The sequence below is a fragment of the Streptomyces sp. NPDC047000 genome, from assembly GCF_040644295.1.
Taxonomy (GTDB): Bacteria; Actinomycetota; Actinomycetes; order Streptomycetales; family Streptomycetaceae; genus Streptomyces.
This window is the reverse complement of record NZ_JBEYWE010000007.1, coordinates 51907-78292: the sequence shown is the minus strand read 5'-3', so window position 1 is coordinate 78292 and position 26386 is coordinate 51907. Positions and strand designations below refer to the sequence as shown.

Annotated in this window: 26 protein-coding genes; 12 read left to right on the top strand and 14 right to left on the bottom strand. The window is 73.5% G+C overall.

What is annotated here, in order from left to right:
- Window positions 1-3: 3 nt before the first annotated feature.
- From ABZ862_RS14000 to ABZ862_RS13985, 4 genes are read left to right on the top strand one after another with little or no spacing between them, the layout of a single operon-like run.
- Complete coding sequence (locus tag ABZ862_RS14000; protein ID WP_360956822.1) at window positions 4-900, top strand: XdhC family protein; 897 nt, start codon at window positions 4-6, stop codon at window positions 898-900.
- Entirely contained in the window at window positions 897-1790 is an 894-nt protein-coding gene (locus ABZ862_RS13995) for a MoxR family ATPase (protein ID WP_360956820.1), read from the top strand. The genes ABZ862_RS14000 and ABZ862_RS13995 overlap by 4 nt, the downstream gene beginning before the upstream one ends.
- A complete protein-coding gene (locus ABZ862_RS13990) occupies window positions 1787-2572 on the top strand; it encodes an SRPBCC family protein (RefSeq protein ID WP_360956818.1) in 786 nt (261 codons plus the stop codon). The genes ABZ862_RS13995 and ABZ862_RS13990 overlap by 4 nt, the downstream gene beginning before the upstream one ends.
- Window positions 2569-3858, top strand: a complete 1290-nt coding sequence (locus tag ABZ862_RS13985) for a VWA domain-containing protein (RefSeq protein WP_360956816.1) — start codon at window positions 2569-2571, stop codon at window positions 3856-3858. Before ABZ862_RS13990 ends, ABZ862_RS13985 begins: the two co-directional genes overlap by 4 nt.
- Here the strand turns inward: ABZ862_RS13985 and ABZ862_RS13980 are convergent.
- Entirely contained in the window at window positions 3809-4765 is a 957-nt protein-coding gene (locus tag ABZ862_RS13980; RefSeq protein ID WP_360956814.1) for a LysR family transcriptional regulator, read from the bottom strand. The two genes, ABZ862_RS13985 and ABZ862_RS13980, sit on opposite strands and share 50 nt — an antisense overlap.
- Before the next feature lie 435 nt (window positions 4766-5200).
- Here ABZ862_RS13980 and ABZ862_RS13975 point away from each other — a divergent pair, with 435 nt between their 5' ends.
- Window positions 5201-5980 (top strand): SDR family oxidoreductase, encoded by a 780-nt coding sequence (locus tag ABZ862_RS13975; protein ID WP_360956812.1) that lies wholly within the window; start codon window positions 5201-5203, stop codon window positions 5978-5980.
- Between the two features lie 54 nt (window positions 5981-6034).
- Here ABZ862_RS13975 and ABZ862_RS13970 read toward each other — a convergent pair whose 3' ends face one another.
- From ABZ862_RS13970 to ABZ862_RS13950, 5 genes are all read right to left on the bottom strand, one after another.
- Window positions 6035-7324 (bottom strand): serine hydrolase domain-containing protein, encoded by a 1290-nt coding sequence (locus tag ABZ862_RS13970; RefSeq protein ID WP_360956810.1) that lies wholly within the window; start codon window positions 7322-7324, stop codon window positions 6035-6037.
- 130 nt (window positions 7325-7454) lie between these two features.
- The gene (locus tag ABZ862_RS13965; RefSeq protein ID WP_360956808.1) at window positions 7455-7844 is read right to left on the bottom strand and encodes a roadblock/LC7 domain-containing protein; all 390 of its coding nucleotides are present in this window, start codon (window positions 7842-7844) and stop codon (window positions 7455-7457) included.
- A 324-nt stretch (window positions 7845-8168) separates the two neighbouring features.
- Window positions 8169-8480: a hypothetical protein gene (locus ABZ862_RS13960; protein WP_360956806.1), complete on the bottom strand. Its 312-nt coding sequence runs from the start codon at window positions 8478-8480 to the stop codon at window positions 8169-8171.
- A complete protein-coding gene (locus ABZ862_RS13955) occupies window positions 8477-9286 on the bottom strand; it encodes a hypothetical protein (RefSeq protein WP_360956804.1) in 810 nt (269 codons plus the stop codon). Before ABZ862_RS13955 ends, ABZ862_RS13960 begins: the two co-directional genes overlap by 4 nt.
- Window positions 9283-9642, bottom strand: coding sequence for a hypothetical protein (locus tag ABZ862_RS13950; protein WP_360956802.1), 360 nt, complete (start codon window positions 9640-9642; stop codon window positions 9283-9285). The genes ABZ862_RS13955 and ABZ862_RS13950 overlap by 4 nt, the downstream gene beginning before the upstream one ends.
- Before the next feature lie 151 nt (window positions 9643-9793).
- On the opposite strand from ABZ862_RS13950, the gene ABZ862_RS13945 reads away from it, so the two are divergent.
- Complete coding sequence (locus ABZ862_RS13945) at window positions 9794-10159, top strand: hypothetical protein (RefSeq protein ID WP_360956800.1); 366 nt, start codon at window positions 9794-9796, stop codon at window positions 10157-10159.
- 119 nt (window positions 10160-10278) lie between these two features.
- Here the strand turns inward: ABZ862_RS13945 and ABZ862_RS13940 are convergent, their stop codons facing one another.
- From ABZ862_RS13940 to ABZ862_RS13930, 3 genes are all read right to left on the bottom strand, one after another.
- Complete coding sequence (locus ABZ862_RS13940; protein WP_360956798.1) at window positions 10279-13062, bottom strand: HAD-IC family P-type ATPase; 2784 nt, start codon at window positions 13060-13062, stop codon at window positions 10279-10281.
- A 102-nt stretch (window positions 13063-13164) separates the two neighbouring features.
- Entirely contained in the window at window positions 13165-14118 is a 954-nt protein-coding gene (locus tag ABZ862_RS13935; RefSeq protein WP_360956796.1) for a polyphosphate kinase 2 family protein, read from the bottom strand.
- Between the two features lie 22 nt (window positions 14119-14140).
- Complete coding sequence (locus tag ABZ862_RS13930; protein WP_360956794.1) at window positions 14141-14479, bottom strand: three-helix bundle dimerization domain-containing protein; 339 nt, start codon at window positions 14477-14479, stop codon at window positions 14141-14143.
- A gap of 334 nt (window positions 14480-14813) precedes the next feature.
- Here ABZ862_RS13930 and ABZ862_RS13925 point away from each other — a divergent pair, with 334 nt between their 5' ends.
- Window positions 14814-15761, top strand: coding sequence for a LysR substrate-binding domain-containing protein (locus ABZ862_RS13925; RefSeq protein ID WP_360956792.1), 948 nt, complete (start codon window positions 14814-14816; stop codon window positions 15759-15761).
- Here the strand turns inward: ABZ862_RS13925 and ABZ862_RS13920 are convergent.
- The 4 genes from ABZ862_RS13920 to ABZ862_RS13905 all read right to left on the bottom strand — a co-directional run bounded on the left by ABZ862_RS13920 (window position 15736) and on the right by ABZ862_RS13905 (window position 20107).
- Window positions 15736-16911 (bottom strand): acyl-CoA dehydrogenase family protein, encoded by a 1176-nt coding sequence (locus tag ABZ862_RS13920; RefSeq protein ID WP_360956790.1) that lies wholly within the window; start codon window positions 16909-16911, stop codon window positions 15736-15738. The genes ABZ862_RS13925 and ABZ862_RS13920 overlap by 26 nt on opposite strands.
- Window positions 16908-18221: a CoA transferase gene (locus ABZ862_RS13915; RefSeq protein ID WP_360956788.1), complete on the bottom strand. Its 1314-nt coding sequence runs from the start codon at window positions 18219-18221 to the stop codon at window positions 16908-16910. The genes ABZ862_RS13920 and ABZ862_RS13915 overlap by 4 nt, the downstream gene beginning before the upstream one ends.
- A gap of 90 nt (window positions 18222-18311) precedes the next feature.
- On the bottom strand, window positions 18312-19514 hold the full coding sequence (locus ABZ862_RS13910; RefSeq protein ID WP_360956786.1) for an MFS transporter: 1203 nt from the start codon (window positions 19512-19514) through the stop codon (window positions 18312-18314).
- Window positions 19511-20107, bottom strand: coding sequence for an XRE family transcriptional regulator (locus ABZ862_RS13905; RefSeq protein ID WP_360956784.1), 597 nt, complete (start codon window positions 20105-20107; stop codon window positions 19511-19513). The genes ABZ862_RS13910 and ABZ862_RS13905 overlap by 4 nt, the downstream gene beginning before the upstream one ends.
- On the opposite strand from ABZ862_RS13905, the gene ABZ862_RS13900 reads away from it, so the two are divergent.
- The 5 genes from ABZ862_RS13900 to ABZ862_RS13880 all read left to right on the top strand — a co-directional run bounded on the left by ABZ862_RS13900 (window position 20106) and on the right by ABZ862_RS13880 (window position 25503).
- The gene (locus ABZ862_RS13900; protein ID WP_360956782.1) at window positions 20106-20657 is read left to right on the top strand and encodes an N-acetyltransferase family protein; all 552 of its coding nucleotides are present in this window, start codon (window positions 20106-20108) and stop codon (window positions 20655-20657) included. The two genes, ABZ862_RS13905 and ABZ862_RS13900, sit on opposite strands and share 2 nt — an antisense overlap.
- A gap of 176 nt (window positions 20658-20833) precedes the next feature.
- A complete protein-coding gene (locus ABZ862_RS13895) occupies window positions 20834-22864 on the top strand; it encodes a regulator (RefSeq protein WP_360956780.1) in 2031 nt (676 codons plus the stop codon).
- 265 nt (window positions 22865-23129) lie between these two features.
- A complete protein-coding gene (locus tag ABZ862_RS13890; RefSeq protein ID WP_360957351.1) occupies window positions 23130-23522 on the top strand; it encodes an SsgA family sporulation/cell division regulator in 393 nt (130 codons plus the stop codon).
- 473 nt (window positions 23523-23995) lie between these two features.
- Window positions 23996-24826, top strand: a complete 831-nt coding sequence (locus ABZ862_RS13885) for an MHYT domain-containing protein (RefSeq protein WP_360956778.1) — start codon at window positions 23996-23998, stop codon at window positions 24824-24826.
- 248 nt (window positions 24827-25074) lie between these two features.
- Window positions 25075-25503 (top strand): copper-binding protein, encoded by a 429-nt coding sequence (locus ABZ862_RS13880; protein WP_360956776.1) that lies wholly within the window; start codon window positions 25075-25077, stop codon window positions 25501-25503.
- A gap of 40 nt (window positions 25504-25543) precedes the next feature.
- Here ABZ862_RS13880 and ABZ862_RS13875 read toward each other — a convergent pair whose 3' ends face one another.
- Window positions 25544-26341 carry an SAM-dependent methyltransferase gene (locus tag ABZ862_RS13875; RefSeq protein WP_360956774.1) on the bottom strand — a complete coding sequence of 266 codons (798 nt, stop codon included), beginning with the start codon at window positions 26339-26341 and terminating at the stop codon, window positions 25544-25546.
- Window positions 26342-26386: the final 45 nt, after the last annotated feature.

Sequence of the window (26386 nt, the reverse complement as noted above, 5' to 3'; positions counted from 1 at the left end):
AGGATGACCGGCACGGTCGGCGCACGGGCGCTGGAACTCACCGAGCGGCGCGTGCCGTTCGTGCACGCCCGGGTGGTGCGCGCCCAGGCGCCCGCCTCCGCGCACCCGGGCGACGAGGCCATCGTGTACGGCGACGGCACGATCGACGGCTTCGTCGGCGGGGTGTGCGCGGAGAGTTCGGTACGGACGGCGGCGCTCGGCGCGCTGCACGACGGCGGGCCGCTGCTGCTGCGCGTCCTGCCCGAGGACGGCGCCGCCTTCCCGGACACCCCCGGCGCCCAGGTCGTCGTCAATCCGTGTCTGTCGGGCGGCGCGCTGGAGATCTTCCTGGAGCCGGTGCTGCCGCCGCCGCTGATCGAGGTCGTCGGGCACACCCCGATCGCCGAGGCGTTCGTCGCACTCGCCGGCGTCCTCGGCTACGCCACGGCCCGCTCGCTGCCGGACGGACCGCCCGCCGAGCAGACGGCCGCGGTGATCGTGGCGGGTCAGGGCCGGGACGACGCCGCGGCGCTGCGCGCCGCGCTCGACGCGCGCGTCCCGCACATCGCGCTGGTCGCCAGCCGCCGCCGCGGCGCCGCCCTCTTCGACGAACTCGGCCTGGACGACGCGGACCGGGCCCGGATCCACTCCCCCGCCGGGCTCGACATCAAGGCCCGGACGGCGGCGGAGGTCGCCCTGTCGATCCTGGCGGAGGTCGTCGAGGCGGTACGGACGAGCGGCCGGCGGCCCCTGCTGCCGATGGCCCCGCCACCGGTGGAGACGGTGGTGGACCCGGTGTGCGGGATGACGGTGGCTGTGAGTCCGGGCACCCCTCGTCTCACCACCGCCGACGGCGAGTTCTGGTTCTGCGGCCCCGGCTGCCGGGACCGGATGGCCCGGGAGACGGCGGCCGGCGGGTGAGCGAGCTGTTCACGGACGCCGACGAGATACGGCAACGCCTGGACGCGGTGGGTTACCTGGTGGACGAGGGCACCGCCACGGCGCTCTTCCTGGCCACGTCCCTGGGCCGCCCCCTGCTGCTGGAGGGCGAGCCCGGTGTCGGAAAGACCAGCGCCGCCAAGGCACTCGCCACCGCCCTCGACACTCCGCTGATCCGGCTCCAGTGCTACGAGGGCCTGTCGGCGGGCGAGGCGCTGTACGAGTGGAACTACCAGCGTCAGCTGCTCGCGATCCGGCTCACCGAGGCGCGCGGCAGCCATCTGTCCGACGCCGACCTGTTCACCGAGGAGTTCCTGCTCGACCGCCCGCTGCTGCGGGCCGTACGCCACCGCGGTCCGCTGCCGCCGGTGCTGCTGATCGACGAGATCGACCGGGCCGACGACGAGTTCGAGGCGCTGCTCTTCGAGTTCCTCGGCGAGTCCGCCATCACCGTCCCGGAACTGGGCACGTTCGCGGCGCTGCGGCCGCCCGTCGTGGTCCTCACCTCCAACCGCAGCCGCGAACTCCACGACGCGCTGCGGCGCCGCTGCCTCTACCACTGGATCGACTACCCCTCCCCCGAACGCGCCGCCGTCATCCTCCGCCGCTCGGTACCGGCCGCGAACGAGCCGCTGATCGCGTCCGCCGCCGAGTTCATCGGCCGGGTGCGCGGGCTGGAACTCGACAAGGCGCCCGGTATGGCGGAGGCCATCGACTGGCTCTCCGCGCTGGCCGCCCTGCGGGTGACGCGACTGGCCCGCGACGACATCGTCAGCACGCTCAGCGCGGTCGCCAAGAGTCCCGACGACCGCACCGCCATCACCGAGGCACTGGAAGAACTCGGCTACCCCCGACAAGCGAGGAAACCTTGAAGATCGACAACGAGTTCGGCGTCGCCGTCCCCCTCGAGCGGGCCTGGGAGGCCCTGACCGACCTGGAGTCCCTCGCCCCGTGCATGCCGGGGGCACAGCTGACGGGAGTGGAGGGCGAGGACTACAAGGGCCGGGTACGGGTCAAGGTCGGCCCGGTCGTCAGCCAGTTCGCGGGTGTCGCGCGGTTCGTGGAGAAGGACGAGACGACGCACTCCGCGGTGATCAGCGCCTCGGGCAAGGACACCAGGGGCGCGGGCAACGCCTCCGCGACCGTGCACGCCCGGCTGGCGGCCCGGGGCGAGGGCACGGTGGTGACGGTCAGCACCGACCTCAGCATCAGTGGGCGGCTGGCGCAGTTCGGCAGCGGGATGATCAAGGAGGTGTCGGAGAAGCTGTTCGCGCAGTTCGTCGCGAACGTGGAGGCGCAGCTGCTCGCGGCACCGCGGACCGGGACCGGGCCGGAGACGGCGGCCGGACCGGGGGCGGCAGAGGCCGCGGAACCGGCGTCGGTGGCCGCCGATGCCGCCGTGGTGCCCGCCGTGTCCGGTGCCGCGGCCGCCTCGGCGCCGGAGGCCGTCACGACGCCCGCCGCGGCGTCCACCGCCGCATCCGCCCCGGTCGCCCCGCCGGTCGCGGCCCCCGCCTCCCCGCCGAGGCCCGTGGCCGACGACGAGCCGCTGGACCTGATGAAGCTGGCCGGGGCGTCCGTGTACAAGCGGCTGATCCCGGTGGCCGTCGGGGTCGTCGTCGTCGGCGTGGTCGTCTGGCTGCTGGTGCGATGACGTCCGGCGGCCCGCTGCTGCCCGCCGTCGACCGCGCCGCGTTCGCCGTGGCGCTCACCGGACGGCTCAGGGAGTGCGGTCTGGCCGCCGGTCTCACCGCCACACAGGATTTCGCGCGGGCCCTGGCCCGGACCACGCCCACCACCCGTACGGCCCTGTACTGGACGGCCCGCGTCACCCTGGTGCGCGATCAGCCGGACCTGGCGGTGTTCGACCGGGTCTTCGACTCCGTCTTCGGCGAGGCCGTGCCGGGTCTGGACCCCGCCGCCCGGCGCACCGGCCCCGGCACCCTCACGCCCGACGAGGACGGGACGGGACGCCGGCCGCCCGCCGGGCCCCGGGACAGTGCCGGCTCCGCCCCGGGGGACGCGCTGCCCTGGATCACCCTGCCGCCCGCCGACCGTGCCGGGCGTGAGGAGACGCACCACCTCACCGTGCCGCAGCGGCTGCCGAGCCGGCTGGCCGCCGAGGTGGACACCCCGTTCCAGCAACTCGACCCGCGGGATCTGGAGCTGATCGGGCGCTGGCTGGAGACGGCGCTGCGGGAGTGGCCCACCCGCCGCACCCGCCGGTACACCGTGCGGCGGGGCGGCCCTCGGATCGCCGTCCGCGAGACGACGGCGCGCTCCCGGCGCACGGGCTGGGAGCCGGTACGGCTGGTGCGGGCCGGGCCGCGGCGCAGGCCCCGCAGAGTGGTCGTCCTGTGCGACGTCAGCCGGTCGATGCAGGCGCACGCGGTGGCGTATCTGCATCTGATGCGTGCCCTCGCCCGTACGGTGGACGCCGAGGTCTTCGCGTTCGCGACCTCGCTGACCCGGCTCACGACGGTGCTGGCCCACCGCTCCGCCGGGGCGGCGGTCGATCTGGCGACGGAGCGTGTCACGGACCGGTTCGGCGGCACCCGGATCGCGCACTGCCTGGGCACGCTGCTCGCCTCGCACCACGGCGGCGCCCTGCGCGGCGCGGTGGTGCTGATCTGCTCCGACGGCTGGGACGGCGACCCGCCGCAGGAGCTCGCCGCGGCCATGGCCCGGCTGCGGCGCCGTGCGCACCGCGTGATCTGGCTCAACCCGCGGGCCGCCGCCCCCGGCTTCGAACCCCGGACCTCGGCCCTGGCCGCGGCGCTGCCCTACGTCGACCTCCACCTCCCGGCGGACTCCTTCGCCGCGCTGCTGCGGGTACCGGGCGAGATAGCGTGCTGCGACCGCGGACGGGGCACGTGCCGGGCCGCCGGGGTCAGCTCCACAGTGTCACGTGGACGGCCGGGCGGAAGCGGCCCGCGGTGACGCCCGCGCCGCGCAGCATGGCCTGGATCGCGCGCGGGGTGGTGACGAAGCGGCGCAGCTCGGCGGCGACGGGTGACACGTCACGGTCCTTGAGGGCCAGCAGGTTCCAGGAGCCGCGCAGCGGGAGCGCGGGTCCGGCGAGTCTGCACAGGTCTTTGGCGGCGAGGTCCTTGGCGACGGCGAACGCCACGGCGAGGGCCACGCCCTTGCCGTGCTTGGCCTCGTCGAGGGCGGCGGCGTGGCTCTGGAAGATGCGCTGGTTGTGCTCGGGTACGCCGAGGCGGCGCAGCACGGCCGGGACCATACCGGTCCTGCCGACCGCCGAGGGGCCCAGCAGCCAGGTCTGGTCGCGGAGCTCGGCGGCGGTGACCCCGCCCGCCGCGAGCGGGTGGTCGCGGCCCACGACCGCGATCACCTGGTAGTTGAGGAAGGGGGTGCAGGAGAGCGCGTCGTCCACGACGGCGGGCCGGGGTCCGATGGCCACGTCGACGGCCCGGGTGAGCAGCAGCGGGGCGAAGTCCTGCGGTTCGTGCACGCTCAGCTCGACGTCGAGGTCGTCGGCGCGGCCCGCGAACAGCTCGATGAGGCCGGGCGCGGCGTGCTCGGCGAACAGGGCGGACCCGGCGATCCGCAGCATGCGGCGGCCGGATCCGGCCTCCCGCACCTCGAGGATGGTGCGGTCCTGGAGGCCCAGCATCTCGGCCGCGCGGCTGGCGAGCCGCAGTCCGCCGGGGGTGAACGCGAGTCCGTTCGCCGTCCTGGTGAACAGCCGGTCGCCCAGCTCTTTGCGCAGGTGGGCGATGTGCATCGAGACGGCTGCCTCGCTCACCTCCAGATCGGCCGCGGCGGCCTTGACGGACCCGAGGCGGACCGTCGCGGCGAAGGCTCGCAGCTGTGCCGGGGTCAAGAGGAACCTCCCGCGTTCACCACGGGTGACCGATCACCAGTGACCTGCAAGCCAAATTAGCGCACCGGTTCCCCAAGGGCCACAGTCCGTGACGATCTCGTGCGAAGGGGGCGGGAGCCGGCCGGTGGTGGAGGCGGGCGGCAGGAGACCGAGCCCGTCACGACGGGGGAGAGTGACGGGCCCGGCCCTCGTCCACGGTGCCACAGCGGCGGCCGTCGTGCAGCCGCGGGGCGCGTGGCGGCGCGGGCCGTGGCCGGTTACCGATGCCGCCCGCGGGGCCGCGGCGACCTGGCTGCCAGGCCGGATGCCGTCCGGCCCGGCGGCACGGCGGTCCGGCACGGACGTCCGGTCCCCGACGGCCACCCGGTGTCCGCGTGGTACGGGCGGCGGGGGCCGGTCGTCCGGCGGGGTCCGCCGCGGCGCTACGGTGCGGGGATGGACGCGCGCGGTTATCTCTCCGAACTGTTCTCCCTCGACGGCCTGGTCGCGATCGTGACCGGGGGCAGTTCCGGCATCGGGCGGGCCGTCGCGGGGGCGCTGGCGCGGGCCGGGGCGAGCGTGGTGATCGTGGCGCGCGACGAGGCCGGGCTGGCCGGGGCGGTGGCGGAGCTGACGGCCCAGGGCTGCCGGGCGGCCTGGGTGAGCGCCGATCTGGGCGGCCGGGACGGGGTGCGCGAGGCGGCGGAGCGGGCGGCCGGGGTGTTCGGCGAGCCGGACATCCTCGTCAACAGCGCCGGGATCAACCTGCGCCCGCCGATGGGCAAACTGGGCGAGGACGTGTGGGACGCGACGATGGCGCTGAACCTGGAGGCGCCGTATCTGCTGGGCCGGCGGTTCGGCCCGGGGATGGCCGGGCGGGGCTTCGGGCGGATCATCCACATCAGCTCCCAGCAGGCGCACCGGGCCTTCGTGCAGAGCGGGGCCTACGGTGTCTCGAAGGGCGCGCTGGAGTCGCTGGCCCGCTCCCAGGCCGAGGCGTGGTCGCCGTACGGGGTCACCTGCAACACTCTGGTGCCGGGGTTCGTCATGACGCCGCTGAACGCCCGGCTGTCGTCCGATCCGGAGAAGGTGGCGGCGCTGGCCGCGCGTACCCTGACCGGGCGCAACGGCCTGGCGGAGGACTTCGCCGGTGCGGCGGTGTTCCTGGCGGGGCGGTCCTCCGGCTATGTCACCGGGCAGTCGGTGTTCGTCGACGGCGGGTTCTCCGTGCACTGAACCGCTCTCCGGTCCCGGGGGCGGGCCCCGGGACCGGATGGGCGCGGTGGCCGGCTACCGGGCGGCCGGTGCGGCCGGGAGAGCGAAGACGTGGGCCGGTGAGATGATCCGGGTGATCGCCTCGCCGAGCACCGTACTGGGCTCCTGGCCCCGGTAGTCGATGTCGGTGTTGAGCAGGACGACGAGGGTCGCGCGCGCCTGGGGCAGATAGACCGTCAGGGACTCGTAGCCCGGCAGGGAGCCGTTGTGGCCGATCCAGCCCTGCACCTTGAAGATGCCGAGCCCGTAGCCGGCGCCCGGGACCGGGGTGGCCGGGGTGATCAGCCGCTGTTTCTGCAGGGCGGGGCTGATCAGCCGCTTGCCGCTGGGCAGTTGACCGGTGGCGACGGTGCGCGCCCAGACGCGCATGTCCTGCAGCGTGGAGATCATGGCACCCGCCGCCCAGCCCCAGGAGGGGTTCCAGTCGGCCGCGTCCTCGACCTTGCCGCTCGCCGTCTGGTTCGTGTAGCCCTGCGCGTGCGGCCGCGGGAACTCGCTGCCGGTCGGGAACAGGGTGTGGGTGAGCCCGGCGGGGGTGAGGATGTGCTGCTGTATGTAGCCGGCGAGGGACTGACCGCTGATCTTCTCCACGACCAGGCCGAGGAGGATCAGATTGGTGTTGCTGTACTCGAACTTCGCGCCGGGCGGGAAGTTCACGGGGTGTCCGAAGGAGTAGCCCAGCAGTTGCCGCGGGGTGAACGGCCTTCTCGGATTCGAGGTGAGCGCCTTGTAGAAGGCGTCGTCCGCCGAGTAGTTGAACAACCCGCTGCGCATCCCGGCCAGCTGGCGCAGCGTGATCCGGTTTCCGTTCGGTACGCCTGCGATGTACCTGCCGATGGGATCGTCGAGCCCGATCTTCTTCCGGTCGACGAGCTGGAGCATCGCCGTGACGGTGAAGGTCTTGGTCTCGCTGCCGATGCGCAGGAACAGGCCGGTCCGCATGGGCAGACGGGTGTTCTTGTCGGCGACGCCGAAGGACTTGACGTACTGCCCCTTGTCCGGGGTCCAGATGCCGACGCTGACGCCGGGGATGCCGGCCTGCCCCATGACCCGTCGTACGGTGGTGTCGAGCTGCCGCTGGACGGCCGGGGTGAGGTCACGGACCGCACCGCCGGCGGTCGGGGCCGGGGTCGGTGAAGGCACCCGGGCCGCGGTGGACGGCGGGGCGGACGGCAGCGCGACCGCGGTCCCGCCCGCGGCCGACGCCATCAGCGTCCCCGCCGCCGCGACCGCGACGGTCCCGCCGCGCAGCCGGCGCAGCCATGGGGAAGGTCCTGGCAGATGGGTGGAGTACCGCTGTGTCATGGGCAGCTCCCGCGTCGGTGAATCCGTGCCGCACAGCCGCGGCCGGACCGGGACGCAGGCCGCTCGCGGCCCGGCGCCATCAGCATAGGAGCGCCTCAGCGGCCCCGCCCGTCGTGGCCCGTCCCACCCGTCACGCGGGGACGTCGTACGCGAAGATCCGCACCAGCTCCTCGATGGTGGAATGGAGTTCGCGGTGCAGGGCGGTGAGGTCGAGCCCGTCGTCGCCGACGACGGTCAGCAGGGCGCGCTCGTTGATGGCCTGGACGACGACGTGGCAGCCGACGCCCCGGGTGGCCACGTCCCGCAGCCCCTTCGCCCCGGCTTCCTCCGCCATGCGCCGGCCGAGGCTGAAGGTGGCGGCGGAGAGCGCGGCGATGGACTCCGGGTGGACGGCGTCGGTGTCGGCGGCGACCAGAAGGCCGTCGACGGTCGAGATGACGGACTCGCTGACTCCCATCACCTTGTCTCGCAGGGCCGTGAGCACCGCGATCAGCGGCTCGGGCCTCTGGCTACTGGGCATGAACACTCCTGGGTGGGACGTCGGAACGGTGAGACGGTCGGTGCGTGAAACGGTCGGTGCGTGAAACGGCCGGGCGGTGAGGACGGCCGTTCGGCCGAACGGCTGAACGGCCGGCTCGGGGAAACGATCGGCTCGGGGAAACGATCGGCTCGGGGAAACGGTCGGGCGGTGAGGCGGAGGAACGGTGACGCCGGGGGGAGGAACGGCCGAACGGTGCGGCGGCGGACCGGCGGCGTGCCGGTGAGGGCGGCCGCGCACCGCCGTCGCCGTCTCCGCCCCTGACTTCATGGTCGCCGCCGGCGGCACGACGGTTCCACCGCAGGCTCAGAGACGGTCGCGCAGCAGCGCGTGGACGCGTCTGAGGAGGTCCGCGTCGGGCTGGTGGTCCGCGAGATCGGCGGGCGGGGCGGGCAGTCCGCCGGAGCCGCCCGGACGACGCGCGGCGAGGGCGGCCCGCTGCGGCAGCGGGACGTGCGGGCCCTGGGCCCCGCCCCGGGCCGGGACGGCCACCGCGCCGGACACCGGGATCCGGTCCCGGGCCGGATCCCGGCCCGGGCCCTCGCCACGGTCGGCGCGCAGTGCGCGGGCCGTGGCGAGGATGCGGCGCCTGGCTGTTCTGCGGCGGCGTGAACTCACGCGCCGTCCTCACGGTGCAGGGGGTGCGCCCCGGGTCTGCGCCGGGGAAGCTGCACGGCCTCGGGCGGCGGCACCGTGCGGTCCCCGGGCAGCCGGGGCGCGGTGCTGGGGCGGCCCGCCGTGCCGGGGACCTCGGGGCGTACGAGGCCGAGCTCGTGCATCTGCGCCAGGTCCAGCATGACGGCGTAGGTGCCGCGGCCCACCGCGAAGGCGACGTCCCGGGGGGTGCGGCGGCCGTTGATCACCCGGAGCAGTGCCGCGTACCGTGGCGGGACGTGCACCGGCAGGGCCGCGGCCGGGCGGATCCGGGTGCGGGCGAACTCCGCGGGCGGCCCCCACATCCGGTCGATCAGTGCCAGGCGCCGGTTGGTCTCGGCGGCGAGGCGGCGCGGTGCGAAGCCCGGACCGGAGACCGGGGCCGCGGTCACGTCGGCGACCTCCCAGTCGCCGGGCGGGCCCAGGGTGAGTGCGAAGGCGGCGTCGAACACGGCGGCGGTGCAGACGATCTCGAACTCGGCTCTGCCGAGCAGTCCGCGGGCCTCGAGTTCGTCCCCGAGGCGGCCCTCCCGGCCGTCGCAGGCGGCGCAGGCCGCCGTCCAGGGCTCGTCCTCGACGCGGCCGGACTTGAGGAGGACCGATTCGACGCTGGGCGCGCCGGGGGTGTCGACGGCGATGACCAGGCCCTTGCGCAGATGGATCCTGCCGCCGGGAGCCCCGGTCACCAGGACGGTGCCGTCGTGGCCCGCGTCGTACAGCGCGTTGAGCAGGGCGGGGACGTTTCGGGGGGTGCGGACGGCGGCGTTCACGCGGCGCCTCCCGCCTCGATCGAGTACAGACCCAGTTGGTGGAGGGCCATGGCGAGGTTGGCGCGGCCGCGTTCGAGTCTCGCCGTCAGCAGCAGGGCGTCGCCCTGGCGTGGCAGCACTCTCAGGACGAGCTGGTACCGGCTGCCGGTGACGACGACGCTCTCCAGGTCCCCCTGTGCTCCCGCCGCGTGGAGCCGGTCACCGAGGGAGGCGGCGAACCGGCTGCACTCCACGGCGTCCGTGCCCCCTTCGCCCACCTCGCCGTAGGTCAGCCCGGTGACGGCATCGACGAGTGCGGCTCCTGTGATCCCCGGCACGTCGAGCAGACGGCCCAGGGAATCTTCGACTGATGACACCGACACCCTTTCACGAACACTTCACATGACATCAGTAAACACAGTAGTTTAATCCGAAAGCGTCAGGACAGGGTGTCCGTACGACTTTTTCTGACAACTTGTCATAAGGGTCGTCAAAGCCGTGTCGTACACGGATGGAAGGCAGCAACACATGAGCATCGAGACCGCACTCAAGGAAGCCATGGCGATCGACGGCGCCATCGGCGTGGCCGTGGTCGACTACGAGAGCGGTATGTCCCTGGGCACCCTGGGCGGCGGTCCGGCGCTGGACCTGGAGATCGCTGCCGCGGGCAACACGGAGGTCGTCCGCGCCAAGGCACGGACGCTCGCCACGCTCGGCATGGAGGACACGGTCGAGGACATACTGATCACCCTGGGCCAGCAGTACCACCTGATCCGCCCGCTCGCCAGCAGCAACAGCAGCCTCTTCCTCTACCTCGCCCTCGACCGGAACCGCGGCAACCTGGCCCTGGCCCGGCACGCCCTCAAGCGCATCGAGAGCACCCTGGAGGTCTGATCCGCCCGGCCCGGCGGCCGTTCGTCCCGGGCTTCCGGCACAGCCCGTCCGGCGGGCCCGGTGCACGGTGCGTCGCCGCCGTGTCCCGGGTCCGCGGTCCTGTTCCCCCGGCACGCCCGTCACACCGTCGTGGCCGCCGCGTCCGCCGTGTCCGGCACGTCCGGTGTGTCCGTCGCGCTCCTCGGCCGGCGGGCCAGCAGCTTGCCCAGCTCCCACAGCCCGAGCAGCACGATCGCCGACAGCAGCGCCCAGCCGAACTCCCGCGCGTTGATCTGCGTGGTGCCGAGCATGCTCCGGAACCCGTCGAGCTGCGTGGCGAGAACGGCGAGGACGATCTGGGCCAGGGCCGCCCTGTTCATCTGCTTGCTGTCGAACGTGGCCGGGGTCAGCACCGAGTCCGTCTCGCTGCGGCACTCGAAGGCGGCCACCACCAGACACAGCGCGAACGCCGTGAACGCCATCGAGTTGCCCACGGCGGCACTGCCGTAGCGCACCTGGCCGATCTTGATCAGTCCGAGCAGGATGACGGTGAGGGCCAGTCCGCCCAGCCCGACCGTCGTGACCACGGAGCGGGTGAGCACCGACTCGCCGCGCGGCCGCGGACGGCGCCGCATCAGTCCCGGGCTCTCCTGGTCGAAGCCGAGGGCGAAACCGAACGACGCGTTGACCACGAAGTGGATCCACAGCACCTGCGCCGGGCTGAACGGCTCGCCGCCCGCGATGTTGAAGAGCGTGGCCCCGAGGAACGTCAGCACGAAGGTCACCAGGAGCAGGAGCACGAACCGGATGTACTTGCTCAGATTGTCGTAGATCTTCCGGCCCTGTTCGACGGCGTAGACGATCGTGGCGAAGTTGTCGTCGGAGAGGATCATGCGTCCGGCGTTCTTGGCGACGTCGGTGCCGCTGCCCATGGCGATGCCGATGTCGGCGGCCTTGATGGCCGGGGCGTCGTTGACTCCGTCCCCGGTCATCGCGACGACATCGCCCTTCTTCTTGAGCAGCCCTGCCAGCAGCACCTTGTGTTCCGGCGCGACCCGCCCGACGACACCGATCCCGTCGATCCGGGCCAGTTGCTCCTGCTCGGGCAGCGCCGCGAACTCGGCGCCGAGGACCGCATCGCCGGTGATGCCGAGGCGGCGGGCGATGGCGGCGCCGGTGGTGACGTCGTCCCCCGTCACCATGCGGACCCGGATGTGCGCGGCCTGCGCGCTCGCCACCGCGGCGCGGGACTCCTCGCGCGGCGGGTCCACCATGGCGACCAGGCCGGTCATGGTGAGTCCGGTGACCAGGGCGAGCAGATCGCCGTCGGGGTCGAACCCGGCCGGGTCCAGATCGCGGACGGCGGCGGCCATCACCCGGTGCCCCTCGCCGGCCATCCGGTCGGTCTCGATCTCCAGACGCTCGCGCAGGGCGTCGTCCCACGGCACGGTCCCGTCGGCGGTGAGCGCGCCGGCCACCCGCGCCGTCACCGCCGGTCCGGCCCCCTTGACGAAGCAGCGCACGACCGGGCGGCCCGCGGCGTCGACGGCGGAGTTGAACGTCGCCATCAGTTTGTAGGAGGGATCGAACGGCAGGGTGGCGAGGCGCGGGAGGCGGTCCCGGGTGGCATCGGTGTCGAGGCCGGCCTTGTGCCCGAGGACGAGGAACGCGCCCTCGGTGGGGTCGCCCACCACCTCCCCGTCCACCAGTCGCGCGTCGCTCGCGACGACGAACGGCAGGATCGCCTCCTCCACGCCGGCCCCGCGTCCGGCCGCGTGCCGGACCTGGCCCGCGAGGTCGTAGCCCGTGCCCGAGACGGTGTAGCGGTCGGTGGCGCTCAGCACCTCCACGACGGTCATCTGGTTCATCGTGAGGGTGCCGGTCTTGTCCGAGTTGATCGCCGAGGTGAAGGCCAGGGTCTCGACCGAGGGCAGTTCCTTGACGATGGCGTTGCGCCGGGCCAGGTTCACGCTGCCGACCGAGAGGATCGCCTGGGTCACGGTCGGCAGGGCCTCGGGGATGGCGGCGATGGCGAGGGAGACCGCACTGACGAACAGCGCGTCCCACGCCTGGCCGCGGGCGCGTCCCATGGCGAACATCACGATCATGGTCAGGCCGGCCGCTCCCGTGATCCAGATCGTGAGGGTGTTGAGCTGCTTGGTCAGCGGCGGGACCTCGCGCGCGGTGGCGGACAGCATCCCGGCGATCCTGCCGAGTTCCGTGTCCGCGCCGGTGCCGGTGACGACGAGCAGTCCGCTGCCGTGCGTCACCGGGGTGTTCATGAACGCCATGTCCGTCTGGTCGCCGGGCCCCAGCACGCCGCCGGACGACGCCGCCCCCGGCACCGAGGTGTCCTTGACGGCGGGAACGCTCTCCCCGGTGAGCGCGGACTCGTCGATCTGGAGGGAGTTGGCCTCGATGATCCGGCCGTCGGCGGGCACCTGGTCGCCCGCCGCGATCAGCACGATGTCGCCCACCACCAGCTGTTCGGCCGGTATCTCCTGCTCGGTGCCGTCCCGGCGCACCCGGGCGGTGGCCTTCATCATCGACTTCAGCGCGTTCATCGCGCTCTCCGCCTTGCCCTCCTGCCGCAGGCCGCCCACCGCGTTCAGCAGGGTGAGCAGCGTCAGCAGGACGGCCGTGCTCCATTCGGCGATCACGAGGGAGACGACGGCGGCACCCAGCAGGACGAGCTGCATGTAGCTGCGGTACTGGTCGAGGAAGCGCAGCCACATCGGCCGCGGCTTCTCCTCGGGCAGCGCGTTCGGACCGTTCGCGGCCAGCAGTTCGGCCGCCTTCGCCGCCGTCAGCCCGGCCGCGGGCTCCACGGTGAAGGACGCGGTCACGTCACGGGCGGGGCGCGCGTACCAGTCCGGCCGGGTCCGGGGCCGCTGTCCTGCCGGGATCGACTGCAAGGCCGCCATGGTCGTGTCTCCGATCGGGATCGGTCGTTCCCCCCGTACCGGACCTCTGTGCCGCTCCCGCCCGGCACGCCTGCGCACCGGGCGGGAGCGGCACAAGGACGGCTAGCCTTTGGGCATCCGGTGCCGGGCCGCGTACGGGTCTGCGGGCTCCCCCTTGGGTGCCTCGGCCTCCAGGCCCTCCTTGGCGGCCAGCAGCTTCTTCCTGGCCTCCGCCGGGACCTTGGGGTACCGGGGGTCGATCTCCATCAGCGTGTGGGCGAGGATCGCCGCCGTGCACAGCCGCGCGAACCACTTCCGGTCCGCCGGTACGACGTACCAGGGCGCCCAGCGGGTGCTGGTGTGGGACAGCATCTCGGAGAACGCCGCCCGGTAGTCGTCCCAGTAACGGCGCTCGTGGACGTCGGCCGCGGAGAACTTCCAGTTCTTGTCCGGCAGGTCGATGCGCTTCAGGAAACGCATCCGCTGCTCCTCCTTGGAGAGGTTCAGGAAGATCTTGACGATCATGAAGCCGTTCTCGGTCAGATACCGCTCCCAGTCGTTGATCTGCCGGTAGCGACGCTGCCAGATCTTCTCCGTCCGGGCGCTGTCCGGCAGTTTCTGCCGCTCCAGGACCTCGGAGTGCACCCGCACGACGAGAACCTCCTCGTAGTGCGAACGGTTGAAGATCGCGATCTCGCCGCGGCCGGGCAGCCGCTGGGCGTAGCGCCACAGGTAGTCGTGGTCGAGTTCCTCGGCGGAGGGCACCTTGAAGCTGCTGACCTTCACGCCCTGCGGGTTCACCCCGCTCATCACGTGCCGGATCGTGCCGTCCTTGCCACCCGCGTCGAGGCCCTGGAGGCAGAGCAGTACGCCGTAGGTGTCCTGCGCGGCGAGCCGGTCCTGGTACTCGGCGAGCAGTGACACGCCGACCTTCAGAAGTTCGTCGCTGTGCTCCTTGCGGATCTGTCCCTTGAAACCGGGGTCGAAGTCCTCGTCCAGGTTGACATGGGAGCCGGGTTTCACGCGCAGCGGCTCGATGAGCTCCGCGACACGTTCGGCTCTGCTGGCTCGTGCCATACCGGCCCTTCCCTCTCTGCGCTCATGGTGCGGACAGCGGGTCGCCCTGCGGCGGTGCCGGACGGGACCGGCGGGCGGCGGAGTCGAGGGCGGCGCGGGCCCGGCGCTCGACGAGGATGGGCACGAAGGCCCGGACCCTGGCCTGCCGGAAGGCATCGCGGGCTTCCGCCACGGCGCGCTCGACGGTGGTGCCGTCGAGCGAGCCGTAGGCCCGGCACAGGCGTCCGAGCACGTCGCGTACGGCGTCCTCCTCGTCGCGCCGCAGCCGTGTCCCGGGGTGCTCCCGACCGCGCTCCTCGACGCTCACGGGTTCCCCGAAGCCCACGGGCTCCTCCAGGCTCACGGGCTTCGTGAGCCTCACGGGTTCCGTGAGCCTCACGCCGGCGCCGCCCGGTCCGCCCGGACCACCGGGGCCGGGTGGTGCGCCGTCTGTGAGGCCCCGGACAGGGCGGATCCGCAGTGCGTTGCGCAACGTCACAGATCGCATGCCGCACGCCTCCTGACCTCGTGCACCAAGCGCCGTTCATCACCTGTTCGTGGGTCCCACCAGCCTCATTCTCAGGCCGGAACGGCAAGATCGCCCTTCGGGCGGCACGGCTCTGCGGGACGGCCGCACCGGCGTGCCCCGTCCCGCAGAGCCGTGCCGCCCGCCGGTGTTATCGTCGGCCCACGCCGGGCGGAGTACGGAGGGCCCCGTGGAACTGCGCTGGCTGGAGTCGTTCGTCACCGTCGCCGAGGAACTGCACTTCGCGCGGGCGGCCGACCGGCTGCATCTCGCCCCGTCGGCGCTCAGCGCCCAGATCAGGGCCCTGGAGTCGCATCTGGGCGTACGGCTGATCGACCGCGGACGGCGGGCCCGTCCCGCCCTGACCGGCGCCGGGCGGCTGTTCCTGGAGGAGGCGCGGCTCACCCTCGCGCAGGCCGCCCGTGCCGAGGCGGTGGGCCGGCGGGCCGGGCGCGGTGAGCTGGGGCAGGCGCAGATCGCCTACGTCGCCTCGGCCGCGTTCTCCGGGGTGCTGACCGACGTCCTCACCCGCTGCTCGGCCGACGGCGCCGAACTCACCCTACAAGTGAGGGAGTTGGAGACCCCGGCACAACTGGAGGCGCTGGCCTGCGGGGACGTCGACGTCGGTTTCCTGCGCTGGCGCCCGCGCTACCCGCCCGAGGTCACGGCCGTCGGTCTGCTCACCGAGGAGATCGTCCTGGCGCTCCCGGCGGGGTCACCGGCGGCGGCGTACGACGCGGTCCCGGCCGCACGGCTGCGCGACGAGTGCTTCGTGGCCCCGCACTTCGACGAGGAGTACGGCTGCCGGGACCAGATCCTCGAGGTCGCCGCGTGCGGCGGGTTCAGTCCGCGGTGCGCTCCCCCGGTACGGGACTACGTGGCCGCGCTGACGCTGGTCGGGGGCGGTCTCGCGGTGGCGCTGGTGCCCGCCTCGCTGCGCCGGGTGCGGATCCCGGGCGTGGTCTACCGGCCGCTGGCGGACGTGGCGCCGGCCACCCGGCTGGTCGGCGCCTTCCGCAGGGGCGAGACCTCGCCCGCGGTGCGCACGGTGATCCGCAGGATGCGGGAGGCGGCCTCGGCCGCCGCCTTGCGGGAGACCGCGTCCGGGGACGTCAGCGGAACGCCGCGTGCCCGGTGAGCGCCTGCCCGATGACGAGGGTGTGCATCTCGGCGGTGCCCTCGTAGGTCAGCACGGACTCCAGGTTGTTGGCGTGGCGCAGTGGCGAGTACTCCAGGGAGATGCCGTTGGCGCCGAGGATCGTGCGGCACTCCCGGGCGATGGCGACGGCTTCGCGCACGTTGTTGAGCTTGCCGGCGCTGATCTGCTCGGGGCGCAGCCGGTCGGTGTCCTTCAGCCTGCCCAGGTGGACGGCGAGCAGCGCCGCGGAGCCGAGGGAGACGGCCATGTCGGCGAGCTTCTTCTGGGTGAGCTGGAAGGCGCCGATCGGCTTGCCGAACTGGACCCGCGAGCCGGCGTAGTCCATGGCCGCCTGCAGCGAGTCCCGGGCGGCGCCCACCGCGCCGAACAGGATGCCGAAGCGCGCCTCGTCGAGGCAGGACAGGGGTGCGCGCAGTCCCTCGGCGAGCGGCAGCCGCGCGGCGTCGGGCAGCCGGACGCCGTCGAGGTGCAGTTCGGAGGTGACGGAGGCGCGCAGCGACATCTTCTGCTTGATGTCCCGTGTGGTGAAGCCGGGTGTGCCGCGTGGCACGAGGAAGCCGCGTACGCCGTCCTCGGTCTGCGCCCAGACGGTGGCCACGTCGGCGATGCCGCCGTTGGTGATCCACGTCTTGGTGCCGTCGAGGATCCAGTCGCCGCCGTCGCGGACGGCGCGGGTGCGCATGCCGGCGGGGTTGCTGCCGAAGTCGGGTTCGGTCAGGCCGAAGCAGCCGATGGCCTCGCCGGCGGCCAGCCTGGGCAGCCACTCGCGCTTCTGCTCCTCGGAGCCCCACTTCCGGACGGAGTACATGGACAGGGAGCCCTGCACGGACACGAAGCTGCGGAACCCGGAGTCGGCGGCCTCCAGTTCGAGACAGGCGAGGCCGTAGGAGACCGCGTTGGTGCCCGCACAGCCGTAGCCCTCCAGGTGCATGCCGAGGACGCCGAGCTTGCCCAGTTCCGGGGCGAGTTCGCGGGCGAAGTGGGCGTTCTCGAACCATTCGGCGAGGTGCGGGCGCACCCGTTCGGTGAGGAACCTGGCGACGGTCGCCTGGATCTCGCGTTCCTCGTCGGAGAGGGTGACGGCGAGGTCGAGCAGGTCGAGCGGGTCCTTCAGGGGCTTACGGCTCATCGGGGCTCCTGGGGGTGGGTCACGGGTGTCGGGTCGGGCACGGGCGGGCCGGGCACGGGGGCGTCAGGTGCGGGCGGACCGGGTGCGGGCACGGCGGATGCGGGCACGCCGGATGCGGGCGGACCGGGGAGGACTTCGGCGGTGTGCTGTCCGAGGTGCGGTGGGGGCAGCCGGTAACGGGCCGGGGTGGCGCCGAGGGCGATGGGGCAGGCGATCTGGCGGGCGGGGGCGCCGCCGGGCGGATCCGGGGGAATCTCCACGATGCCGGGCAGTCCGAGCCGCTCCGCGTACGCGAACGCCTCGTCGAGGGTGTTGACGGGCCCGGCCGGCACGCCCGCCGCGAGCAGGACGTCCGTCCAGTGGTCCGCGTCGGCGGCGGCCAGCCGTGCGGCGAGGAGGCTGCGGAGTTCGGCGCGGTGGGCGACCCGGTCGGCGTTGGTGCGGAAGCGGGCGTCGGCGGCGAGGCCGGGCTCGCCCACGACGCCGGCGAGAGCGGCGAACTGGCGGTCGGTGCCGACGGCGACGGCGAGGGGGCGGTCGGCGGCAAGGAAGGTCTCGTAGGGGGCGATGCTCGGGTGGGCGTTGCCCCGACGGCCCGGGACGACGCCGGCGACGGCGTAGCCGGACGCCTGGTTGACCATGGCCGACAGCAGTGAGCCGAGCAGGCTGACCTCGATGCGCTGTCCCTGCCCGGTGGCGTCCCGGTGGCGCAGCGCGGCGAGGATGCCGAGGGCGGCGTGCAGCCCGGTGACGACGTCGACGACGGCGACGCCCGTCCTCACCGGCTCGCCGTCCGGCTCGCCGGTGACGCTCATCAGTCCGCCGACGGCCTGGACGAGCAGATCGTAGCCGGGGAGCGCGGCGCCCGCGCCGCTGCCGAAGCCGCTGATCGAGCAGTAGACCAGCCCGGGCTGCCGGGCGCTGAGTCCGGCGTGTCCGAGGCCGAGGCGTTCCATGGTGCCGGGCCGGAAGTTCTCCACGACGACATCGCATCCGGCGACCAGCGCGCGGGCCCGGTCGCGTCCGGCCGCGGACGCGAGGTCCAGGGTGACGGAGCGCTTGTTGCGGTTGACGGACAGGAAGTAGGTGGAGGTGCCGTCCCGGTCGGCGGGCGGCCGCCAGGCCCGGGTGTCGTCACCGGTGCCGGGCCGTTCGATCTTCACGACGTCGGCGCCGAGGTCGGCGAGGAGCATGGTGGCGTACGGTCCGGCGAGGACCCGGGAGAAGTCGGCGATGCGCACGCCGTCCAGCGCGCCGCGTCCCGCTGTGCCGGGTCCGCCGCCGGTGTCCGGCGTCCTGTGCTGGCCCACGTCGTCTCCTCTCCGCCGCCCGGCCGGACGGCCGGGGTCCGCCGTGCTCCGGCACGGCCCCCTCACCCTGGCCCGGCGGAGGATCACCGGTCAACGACGTACCCGCGCATCTTTGTGCGCGCCGGACGCACCGTCCGCCAGGGCCCCGGTCCGGCCCAGGAGCCCGGCGGCGAGCAGGACCGCGGTGGCGGTGAGGGCGGCGCCCCGCCAGCCGAAGCGGTCGAGCAGGGGCGCGGCGGCCGCGGTGCCGAGGGCGCCGACGAGGAAGTACAGCACCAGGTAGACGCCGCTGAGGCTGCCGCCGCGGTCGGGGTCGATGCCGATGACGCGGCTCTGGTTGGCGGCCTGGGCGGCGAAGCAGCCCGCGTCGAACAGGGCGAGGCCGAGGACGGTGACCGGCGGGGATCCGAGGCCGGTGGTCAGCAGGGCGGTGCCCGCGGCGGCGGTGAGCATGCTCACGGCGATGACCGTGCCGGGCGTGTGGCGGTCGGCCAGGCGGCCGGTGAGCGGGAGCGCGGCGAAGCCGAGGAGGCCCGCGAGGCCGTAGAGGCCGATGGCGGCGGGGCTGAGGGAGTACGGCGGGCGGCCGAGGGCGAGGGTGAGGGCGACCCAGACGAGGTTGAAGGCGAAGTACCAGAGGCCGCCGCACAGCACGGCGCGGCGCAGGGCCGCGTGCCGCCGCAGCAGGCGGGGCAGCGAGGCGACGGTGGTCAGGTAGCCGCCCCGGTACGGCGGCCGCTGCCGGGGCAGGAGCCGCAGGGCGGCGAGCGCGCACAGCAGGACGAGCGCGGCGAAGGCGAGCAGCATCCGCCGCCAGCCGAGGGCGTCGGCGAGGGCGCCGCCGGCGAGCCTGCCGAGCAGGATGCCCGCGGACAGGCCCGTGGCCACGCCGGCGACGGCGGTGGCGCGCCGTCCGGGCGGGGCGTGCCGGCCTGCGATGCTGCTGCCCTGGGCGGCGACCGAGGCGGTCGCACCGACGGCCAGGTACGCGGCGAGCAGGATCCCCACATGGGGCGCGCTCGCGGCCAGGACGAGGGCGGCGGCCAGGGCGGTGAGCTGTCCGGCGACCAGGCGGTGCGGGGGCAGCCGGTCGACGAGCGGGAGCAGCAGGGCGAATCCGGCGGTGCAGCCGGTGAGCGCGGCGGTCGGGACGAGGCCGATCACCGGGGCCGGGGCGCCGAGTTCGCGGGCGACCTCGGTGAGCGCGGGCTGGATCGCGTAGTTGTTGGAGATCGCCACCGCGGCGACGACGGCGAGCAGCAGGGTGCGGCCCCGTTCCGGCGGCGGGGTCACGGCCGCTGGTCCTGGGTCAGGACGACGGCGTAACGGCATTCCGTGGCACCGGTGTTGACGAAGGTGCGGGGTGCGGGCCCGCCGAGTTCGACGGTGTCGCCCGCGTCGAGTTCGTGCACGGTGTCACCGTCGTGGAAGGCGAGGCGTCCCTCCAGCACCCACACGACCTGCCGGACGAAGGCGAAGGCGGCGGCCGGATACGGCACTTCGGCCCCGGCGGGCAGCCGGATCTCGGCGATCTCGGCGGGGAAGCCGGGCCGGGTGATCTGGCGGCGGCGGTATCCGGTGGCGGGGTCGGTCCACTCGGCGGCCTCGGCCAGGCGCCGCACCTGTGTGCCGCTCCCGGCCGGATCGCCGTCGGGTGTGCCCTCGGCGAGCGCGAGCAGGGAGGCGACGCTGAGCCGGAACGCGGCGGACAGCTTGCCGAGGACGACGGCGGTGGGGCTGCTCTCGCCGCGCTCGATCCTGCTGATCATCGCCTGGGAGACTCCCGAGGCCTCCGCCAGCTGCGCCAGTGTCCACCGGCGGCGTTCCCGCTCGGTGCGCACGCGGGCGGCGATCTGCCCGACCAGAGGATCTACTATGTTGGACATGAATCCACTATACGAGAAGAACGAGGGCGGCACGGTGGTGGTGCGGCCCGCGCGCCCCGGTGACGCGGAGGCCGTCCGCGCCATCCGCAACCACGCGATCGAGCACTCGACGGCGCTGTGGACGGACACCCCGCTGTCCCCCGCCGACGGTGTCGCCTGGCTCGCGCAGCACCTCGCGCGCGGCTCGGCGTTCGTCGCCGAACTGCCGGGCGCGCCGGGCGAGGTCGCCGGTTTCGCCGCGTACGGCCCCTGGCGGCAGCTCGACGGCTACCGCCACACGGTGGAGAACTCGGTCTATGTCCGCGAGGACCGGCACGGGCTCGGCGTCGGTACGGCGCTGCTGGGGACGGTCGTCGGCGCGGCGCGCGACGCCGGGCACCACGTCATGATCGCGGGTATCGAGGCCGGGAACGGCGCGTCGGTCCGGCTGCACGAGCGGTTCGGGTTCGAGGACGTGGGCACGGTGCGGGAGGTCGGCGTGAAGTTCGGCCGCTGGCTGGACCTGACGCTGATGCGGCTGGAGCTGGGCGGGACGGACCCGGGTGCCTGACCCGGCGTCACACGACTTGCGAGTGACCGGTGTCGTCCCGCGAGCCGTCCGCCCTCTTCCGGCGGGCGGCCCACCGGCCCCGCCCGGTGCCCCGGGACCGCTTCGCGCCCCTTCACACGATCGCGTAAGAGTCAAATCGGGGCACGCACGGGCATCGGACACGCGAGACTGCCCCTGTGCTGAGCAACCTGCCCGCGATCCCCGCCGAGTTCGTCGGCCGCCTGGGCGAAGTGGCCCATGTCTCGCGGTTGCTGCGTCTGCACCGGCTGGTCACCCTCACGGGGCCGGGCGGAGTCGGCAAGAGCCGGCTGGCGCTGCACAGCGCGGACACCGAGCGGAAGACACGTCGGCTGACCGTGCGCTGGGCGGATCTGTGGCAGCTCACGGACGACCGTGCGCTCGTCGCCGCCGTCGCCGACGCACTCGGCTTCGCCGACCACACGGCGGGGGCCGCCCTCGACGCGCTCGTCACGTGGCTGTCGGGGAAGGACCTGCTGCTCGTACTGGACTCCTGCGAGCATCTGCTGCCCGGCTGCCAGGCCCTGGTGGGGCATCTCCTGGAGCACTGCCCGGGACTCACCGTCCTCACGACCGGCCGGGAGCCGCTCGGCCTGCCGGGCGAACACCGGGTGGAAGTGGAGCCGTTGCCCGCCAGCACGGACGCCGTGCATCTGCTGGGCCGGCTCGCCGCCGCCATCAGCAGACCGCTGACCGGCACCCCGGACATGATCGTGGCGACCCGGCTGTGCCGCCGTCTCGAGGGCATCCCCCTCGCCGTGGAGCTGATCGCCGGGCAGCTGCCGGACCGCACCCTGGAACAGATCGACGCGGACCTGGCCTCCCGTCTCGACCTCGCCGCCACCGGCCCGCGCGGCGGCCCGCCGCGGCACCGGGCACTGCGCACCACCATCGGCTGGAGCCATGAACTGTGCCTGCCCGCCGAGCGGTTGCTGTGGGCGCGGCTGTCGGTGTTCCGCGGCGCGGTGGACGCGTACACGGTGCGGGCGGTGTGCGCGGGCGGCCCGCTCGCTCCCCCGGACGTGATGCCGGCGCTCGCCGGGCTGGAGCGCAAGTCGGTGCTGAGCCGTCGCGGCGACGTCTATCACATGCTCGACACCGTCCGGGAGTACGGCCGTATGTGGCTCGGCGAGCTCGGCGAGAGCGGCGAACTCGCCGACCGGCACGCCCGTTACTACCTGGAGATGGCACGACGCGCCGACGAGGGCTGGCTGGGGCCCGATCAGACCCGCTGGTACGCGTGGATCGGCGCCGTGCACGCCGACCTGTGCGCGGCGCTGGACCGGCTGCTCGACGTACGGCCGCACGACGCCGTGGAGCTGAGCGGCGTCCTGGGCTTCTTCTGGAGCTGCTGCGGCCGTCTGCCGGAGGCCACGCAGTACCTCGAGGACGCGCTGGGCTCGTCCGCCGAGCCCGGTCCCGGCCGGGTCCGGGGGCTGTGGGCGCTGGGCGTGGTCCGGGTGCTGCGGGGCGAACTCGAGACGGGGCGGGCCCTCGCCGATATGTGCCGTCACGAGGCCGAGACCCGGGGCGATCTCGACGGCGTCCTGCGTTCCGCGTACCTCATGGGGCTGATCCATCTGCTCGGCGGCCTCCCCATGGCCGCCAGGCATGTGGTGGACCTCGGTCTGCAGCAGGGCGGTGGCGCGCCGCGGGAGACGGCGGCCCATGTGCTGTGCCGGCTGGTGCGGGTCTTCGCGCTGACCGCGCAGGGCCTGCTGGAGCAGGCGCGGCGGGAGGCCGAGGAGCTGCGGCGGCGCAGCGCGGCGCACGGCGAGTGGTGGGCCCGTTCGTACGCCGACTACCAGCTCGCCCTCATCGCCCTGTTCGAGGACCGCGCGGCACGGGCGACGGCGCACGCCGTGTCCATGCTGGAGGGCAAGCGCCGGATCGGCGACAGCTTCGGGGTGGCCCTCGGGCTGGACGTGCTGGCCTCCTCGCTCGCCGCGCAGGGCGCGGGCGAGCGCGCGGCCGCCGCGTTCACGGCGGGCGAGACGTTCTGGGGCGCGGTCGGACATCCGCAGCGGGGGACACCGGAGCTCGGTCCGGTGCGTGAGCGGTACGAGCGCACCGCCCGCACCCTGCTGGGCGGGGAGCGGTACGACGACGTGGTCGCCCGGACGCTGCTGCGGGACCCCGGCGAGGTGCTGGCGGAACTGCTGGAGCCGCCGCCCGGGGAGAACCCCTGACGGGAACCCGGGCGGGGCTCCCGGCGACACCCCGGACGAGGGCGCAAGTCGGGGCCCGCGGACAGTGACGCCGCGGAAGGACAATCGTTGAAGAAGATGTGAATCTTATGTGCTCACCGACGGCCCCGGGGGACGGCGTCCCCCGGCAGCGCCCCGCCGCGTCCCGCGTGGCCGACGCACCCGCGCCCCGCACCGCCCCGTCCGCCCGGCCTCACCACGGCGGAGCCGGCCTGTGAGGCCCGGCCCGGTGCGTGCCGACCTGGACATGGCCTATCTGGTCTCGGCCCACGACTCCCTCCGGGTGCCCGTGGAGCTGCGCTTCGACCCCGGCGATCCGCTCGCCGTGCGCATCACCTTCAACCCCGGCGACGACACCGCCGTGACCTGGCGGTTCGCGCGCGATCTGCTGGCGGGCGGTGTGCAGCAGCCGTGCGGTGAGGGGGACGTGCACATCGCCCCCGCGAGCCCGGGGTGCTTCGACGACGTGCTGATCAGGCTCCAGGTGGGCGGCGCGGTCGCGCTGTTCCTCTGCTCCACGGCCCCGCTCATGGCGTTCCTCGACCGCACCCACACCCTGGTTCCGCTGGGACTGGAACACCGGTACTCGGATTTCACCGCACGGATCGACGAGGCGCTCGACGAGATCCTCGCGGCCTGACCACCGCGTGCGGGCCACCGCACGCAGTGGCCCTGTCACTGCACGAGAGCATATGCGGCGGACATAGGCGACCTGTCGGCATATCCCTCGGTGTATCGATTCGGTCGCGAAGAGTCGCACTTCGGGGGTAAAACATGTGATGCCTGTGCTTGAATGACGCACGAATCGGCCATTGGCCGGTTCTCGCTGTCCGCCGTGCCGGCTTCGCCGCGCCACGGCGGTACGGCTCGCGAAGGGCGTCGGACGCATTCCGCGCGCAGGGGGAGCGCACACGGACGCGGGGCCGGGCACCGGGGGGACACAGCAGGCCGACGATCTCGGCGATGCCTCCCGGCCTCCGGACAGCGCCCGGCCGGGCCCCGGCCGCGGTGCACGGCTTCCGTCGGCCGCCGCTCTCCCGTACTCCGACGCGTCCGGCTTCCGCCGCTCGCGGATCCCTGCCGTCCCCGAACCAGACGAAGAAGGTCGTGCCGATGAGTGCCACCGTGTCCGAATTCCACTACGGGGCGGTCACCCCGATCACCGCCTATCTGATGGCGTGTCTCGGCTCGGCACTGGGCCTGCGCTGCACGACCCGCTCGATGCGCAGACGGCCCGGTCAGCGCCGCTGGGGCTGGCTGCTGCTCGGGGCCGTGTCCCTGGGCTGCGGCATCTGGACCATGCACTTCATCGCCATGATCGGCTTCAGTGTCGAGGGCGCGCTGGTGAGCTACGACCCGGTCAAGACGGTCCTCAGCCTCCTGGTCGCGATCGCCGTGGTCGCCCTCGGGGTGTTCCTGGTCGGTTACCGGGGTGCCGGAGCCGTGACGCTCGGCACCGCCGGCCTGTTCACCGGCGTCGGGGTGGCCGCGATGCACTATCTCGGCATGGCGGCCATGCGGCCCGGCGGCACCGTGCACTACGACATGCCGGTCGTCGCCGCGTCGGTGGTGATAGCCGTGCTGGCCGCGACCGCCGCCCTGTGGGCGGCCGTCTCCGTCAGCGCCGTGTGGGCCACCGTGGGCGCGAGCCTCGTGATGGGTGCCGCCGTGTCGGCCATGCACTACACGGGCATGGCGGCCGTCAACGTGGAGCTCACCGCCTCGGCCGCCGGCCGGGAGTCCTCGACGAGCCTCCTCGCGTTCCTCCTCGTCATGCTCGCCGGCCCGCTGGCGGTCCTGATCGTCTCCGCCGTGGTCGTGATGTTCGACCCGGAGGTCATGCTCGGCTCGGACGACTGGGAGAACGGCGCCGACCGCTCCGCCCCGCTCGCGGCTTCCGGCGCGCAGTCGAACATGTTCTCGCGCACACAGGGCCGGCGGTAGCGGAACAGCGGCGGCCTGAGGACGGCGGCCTGAGGACGGCGGCCGGAAGGACTCCCCGCGGACCGACGACGCCCCGCGGCCCCATGGCGCCCGGCGGACTCATGACGCCGGACGGACGGCATCGGGGCGCGTCGCGGGCGCGCTGAACGGCACGGCTCTCGCCTGCGTATCCCCTCCGAAGGGGCATTCAGCTCCTGACGGGGACAAACCCGGCGGCCCCCGGACGGGTCGCGAAGGGGATGAGCCGCATGAACCGAACCATCCGCACGGCACTCCCGCGGCGCGCCGCCCTCGGCGCCACGGCGCTCGCCCTCACCGGCGCCGCGGCCCTGGCCGCGTGCTCCGCCGGGGGCGGCGGCCACACGGGCGCCGCCTCCGCCATGACCGCGGCCCGGGCGGGAACCCGGGTGACGGTCACCGAGACCGAGTACAGCCTCAAGCTGTCCCGGTCCTCCTTCACCCCGGGGACGTACACCTTCACCGCCCACGACACCGGCAGGCTGGACCACGCCCTGGAGATCGACGGCCCCGGCGTGTCGGACGTCAGGACCGGGCTCCTCCAGACCGGTCACACCGGCACGCTGACGGTCACGCTCAAGAAGGGGGCCTACGAGCTGTACTGCCCCGTCCCCGGCCACAGGCAGCTGGGGATGGTGCAGCACATCGAGGTCCGCTGAGACGCCGGGATCCGCCGGGCCGCCGCGGCGGCGAACGGGCTCAGGCCGTCTTGAAGCCCACGCCGCCGTAGAAGCCGATCTCCTCCGACCGGGGCGGCGGCGTGCCCTCGGGCCGCCAGTACGGGACCTGGACCAGGCCGGGCTCGATCAGTTCGAAGCCGTCGAAGAAGGCCTCGACCCCGGCCCGGTCGCGGAGGTTCATGGTGGCGGTGGCCTTGTTGTAGACGGCCTGGGCCCCGCTGCGGTCGGCGAAGTCGCCGGTGGCGTGGGACAGGACGAGACAGCTGCCGGCCGGCAGCGCGTCGCGCAGGGTGGCGACGATCTGCCGGGGGTTCTCCTCCTCGGTCACGAAGTGCAGGAGCGCGACGAGGAGCAGGGCCACCGGCCGGTCGAAGTCGATGACCTTGCGGACGTCGGGGTGGTCGAGGACGGCTCGGGGGTCGCGCACGTCCCCCAGGACGATGCTGGTCGCGCCCGTGCGGCCGAGCAGCGCGTTGCCGTGGGTGTAGACGATCGGGTCGTTGTCGATGTAGGCGACACTCACCTCGGGCGCCACCTCCTGCGCGATCTCGTGCACGTTCGGCGAGGTGGGCAGACCGGTGCCGAGGTCGAGGATCTGGCGGATCCCGGCGCCGACGACATGACGGACGGCGCGCTGCATGAACGCGCGGTTGGCGCGCACCCCGATCCGTGCCTCGGGTGCCGCGGTGACCAGCTCGTCACCGGCCTCGCGGTCCACCTCGTAGTTGTCCTTGCCGCCGAGCAAGTAGTCGTAGATCCGGGCAGGATGCGGCCTGCTGGTGTCGATCTGATCGGCCTGGAAGCCGTCCTGTGTCACGCTGCACTCCTCTCGACGGACCGCGGCCGCGGCCCCTGCCCACCA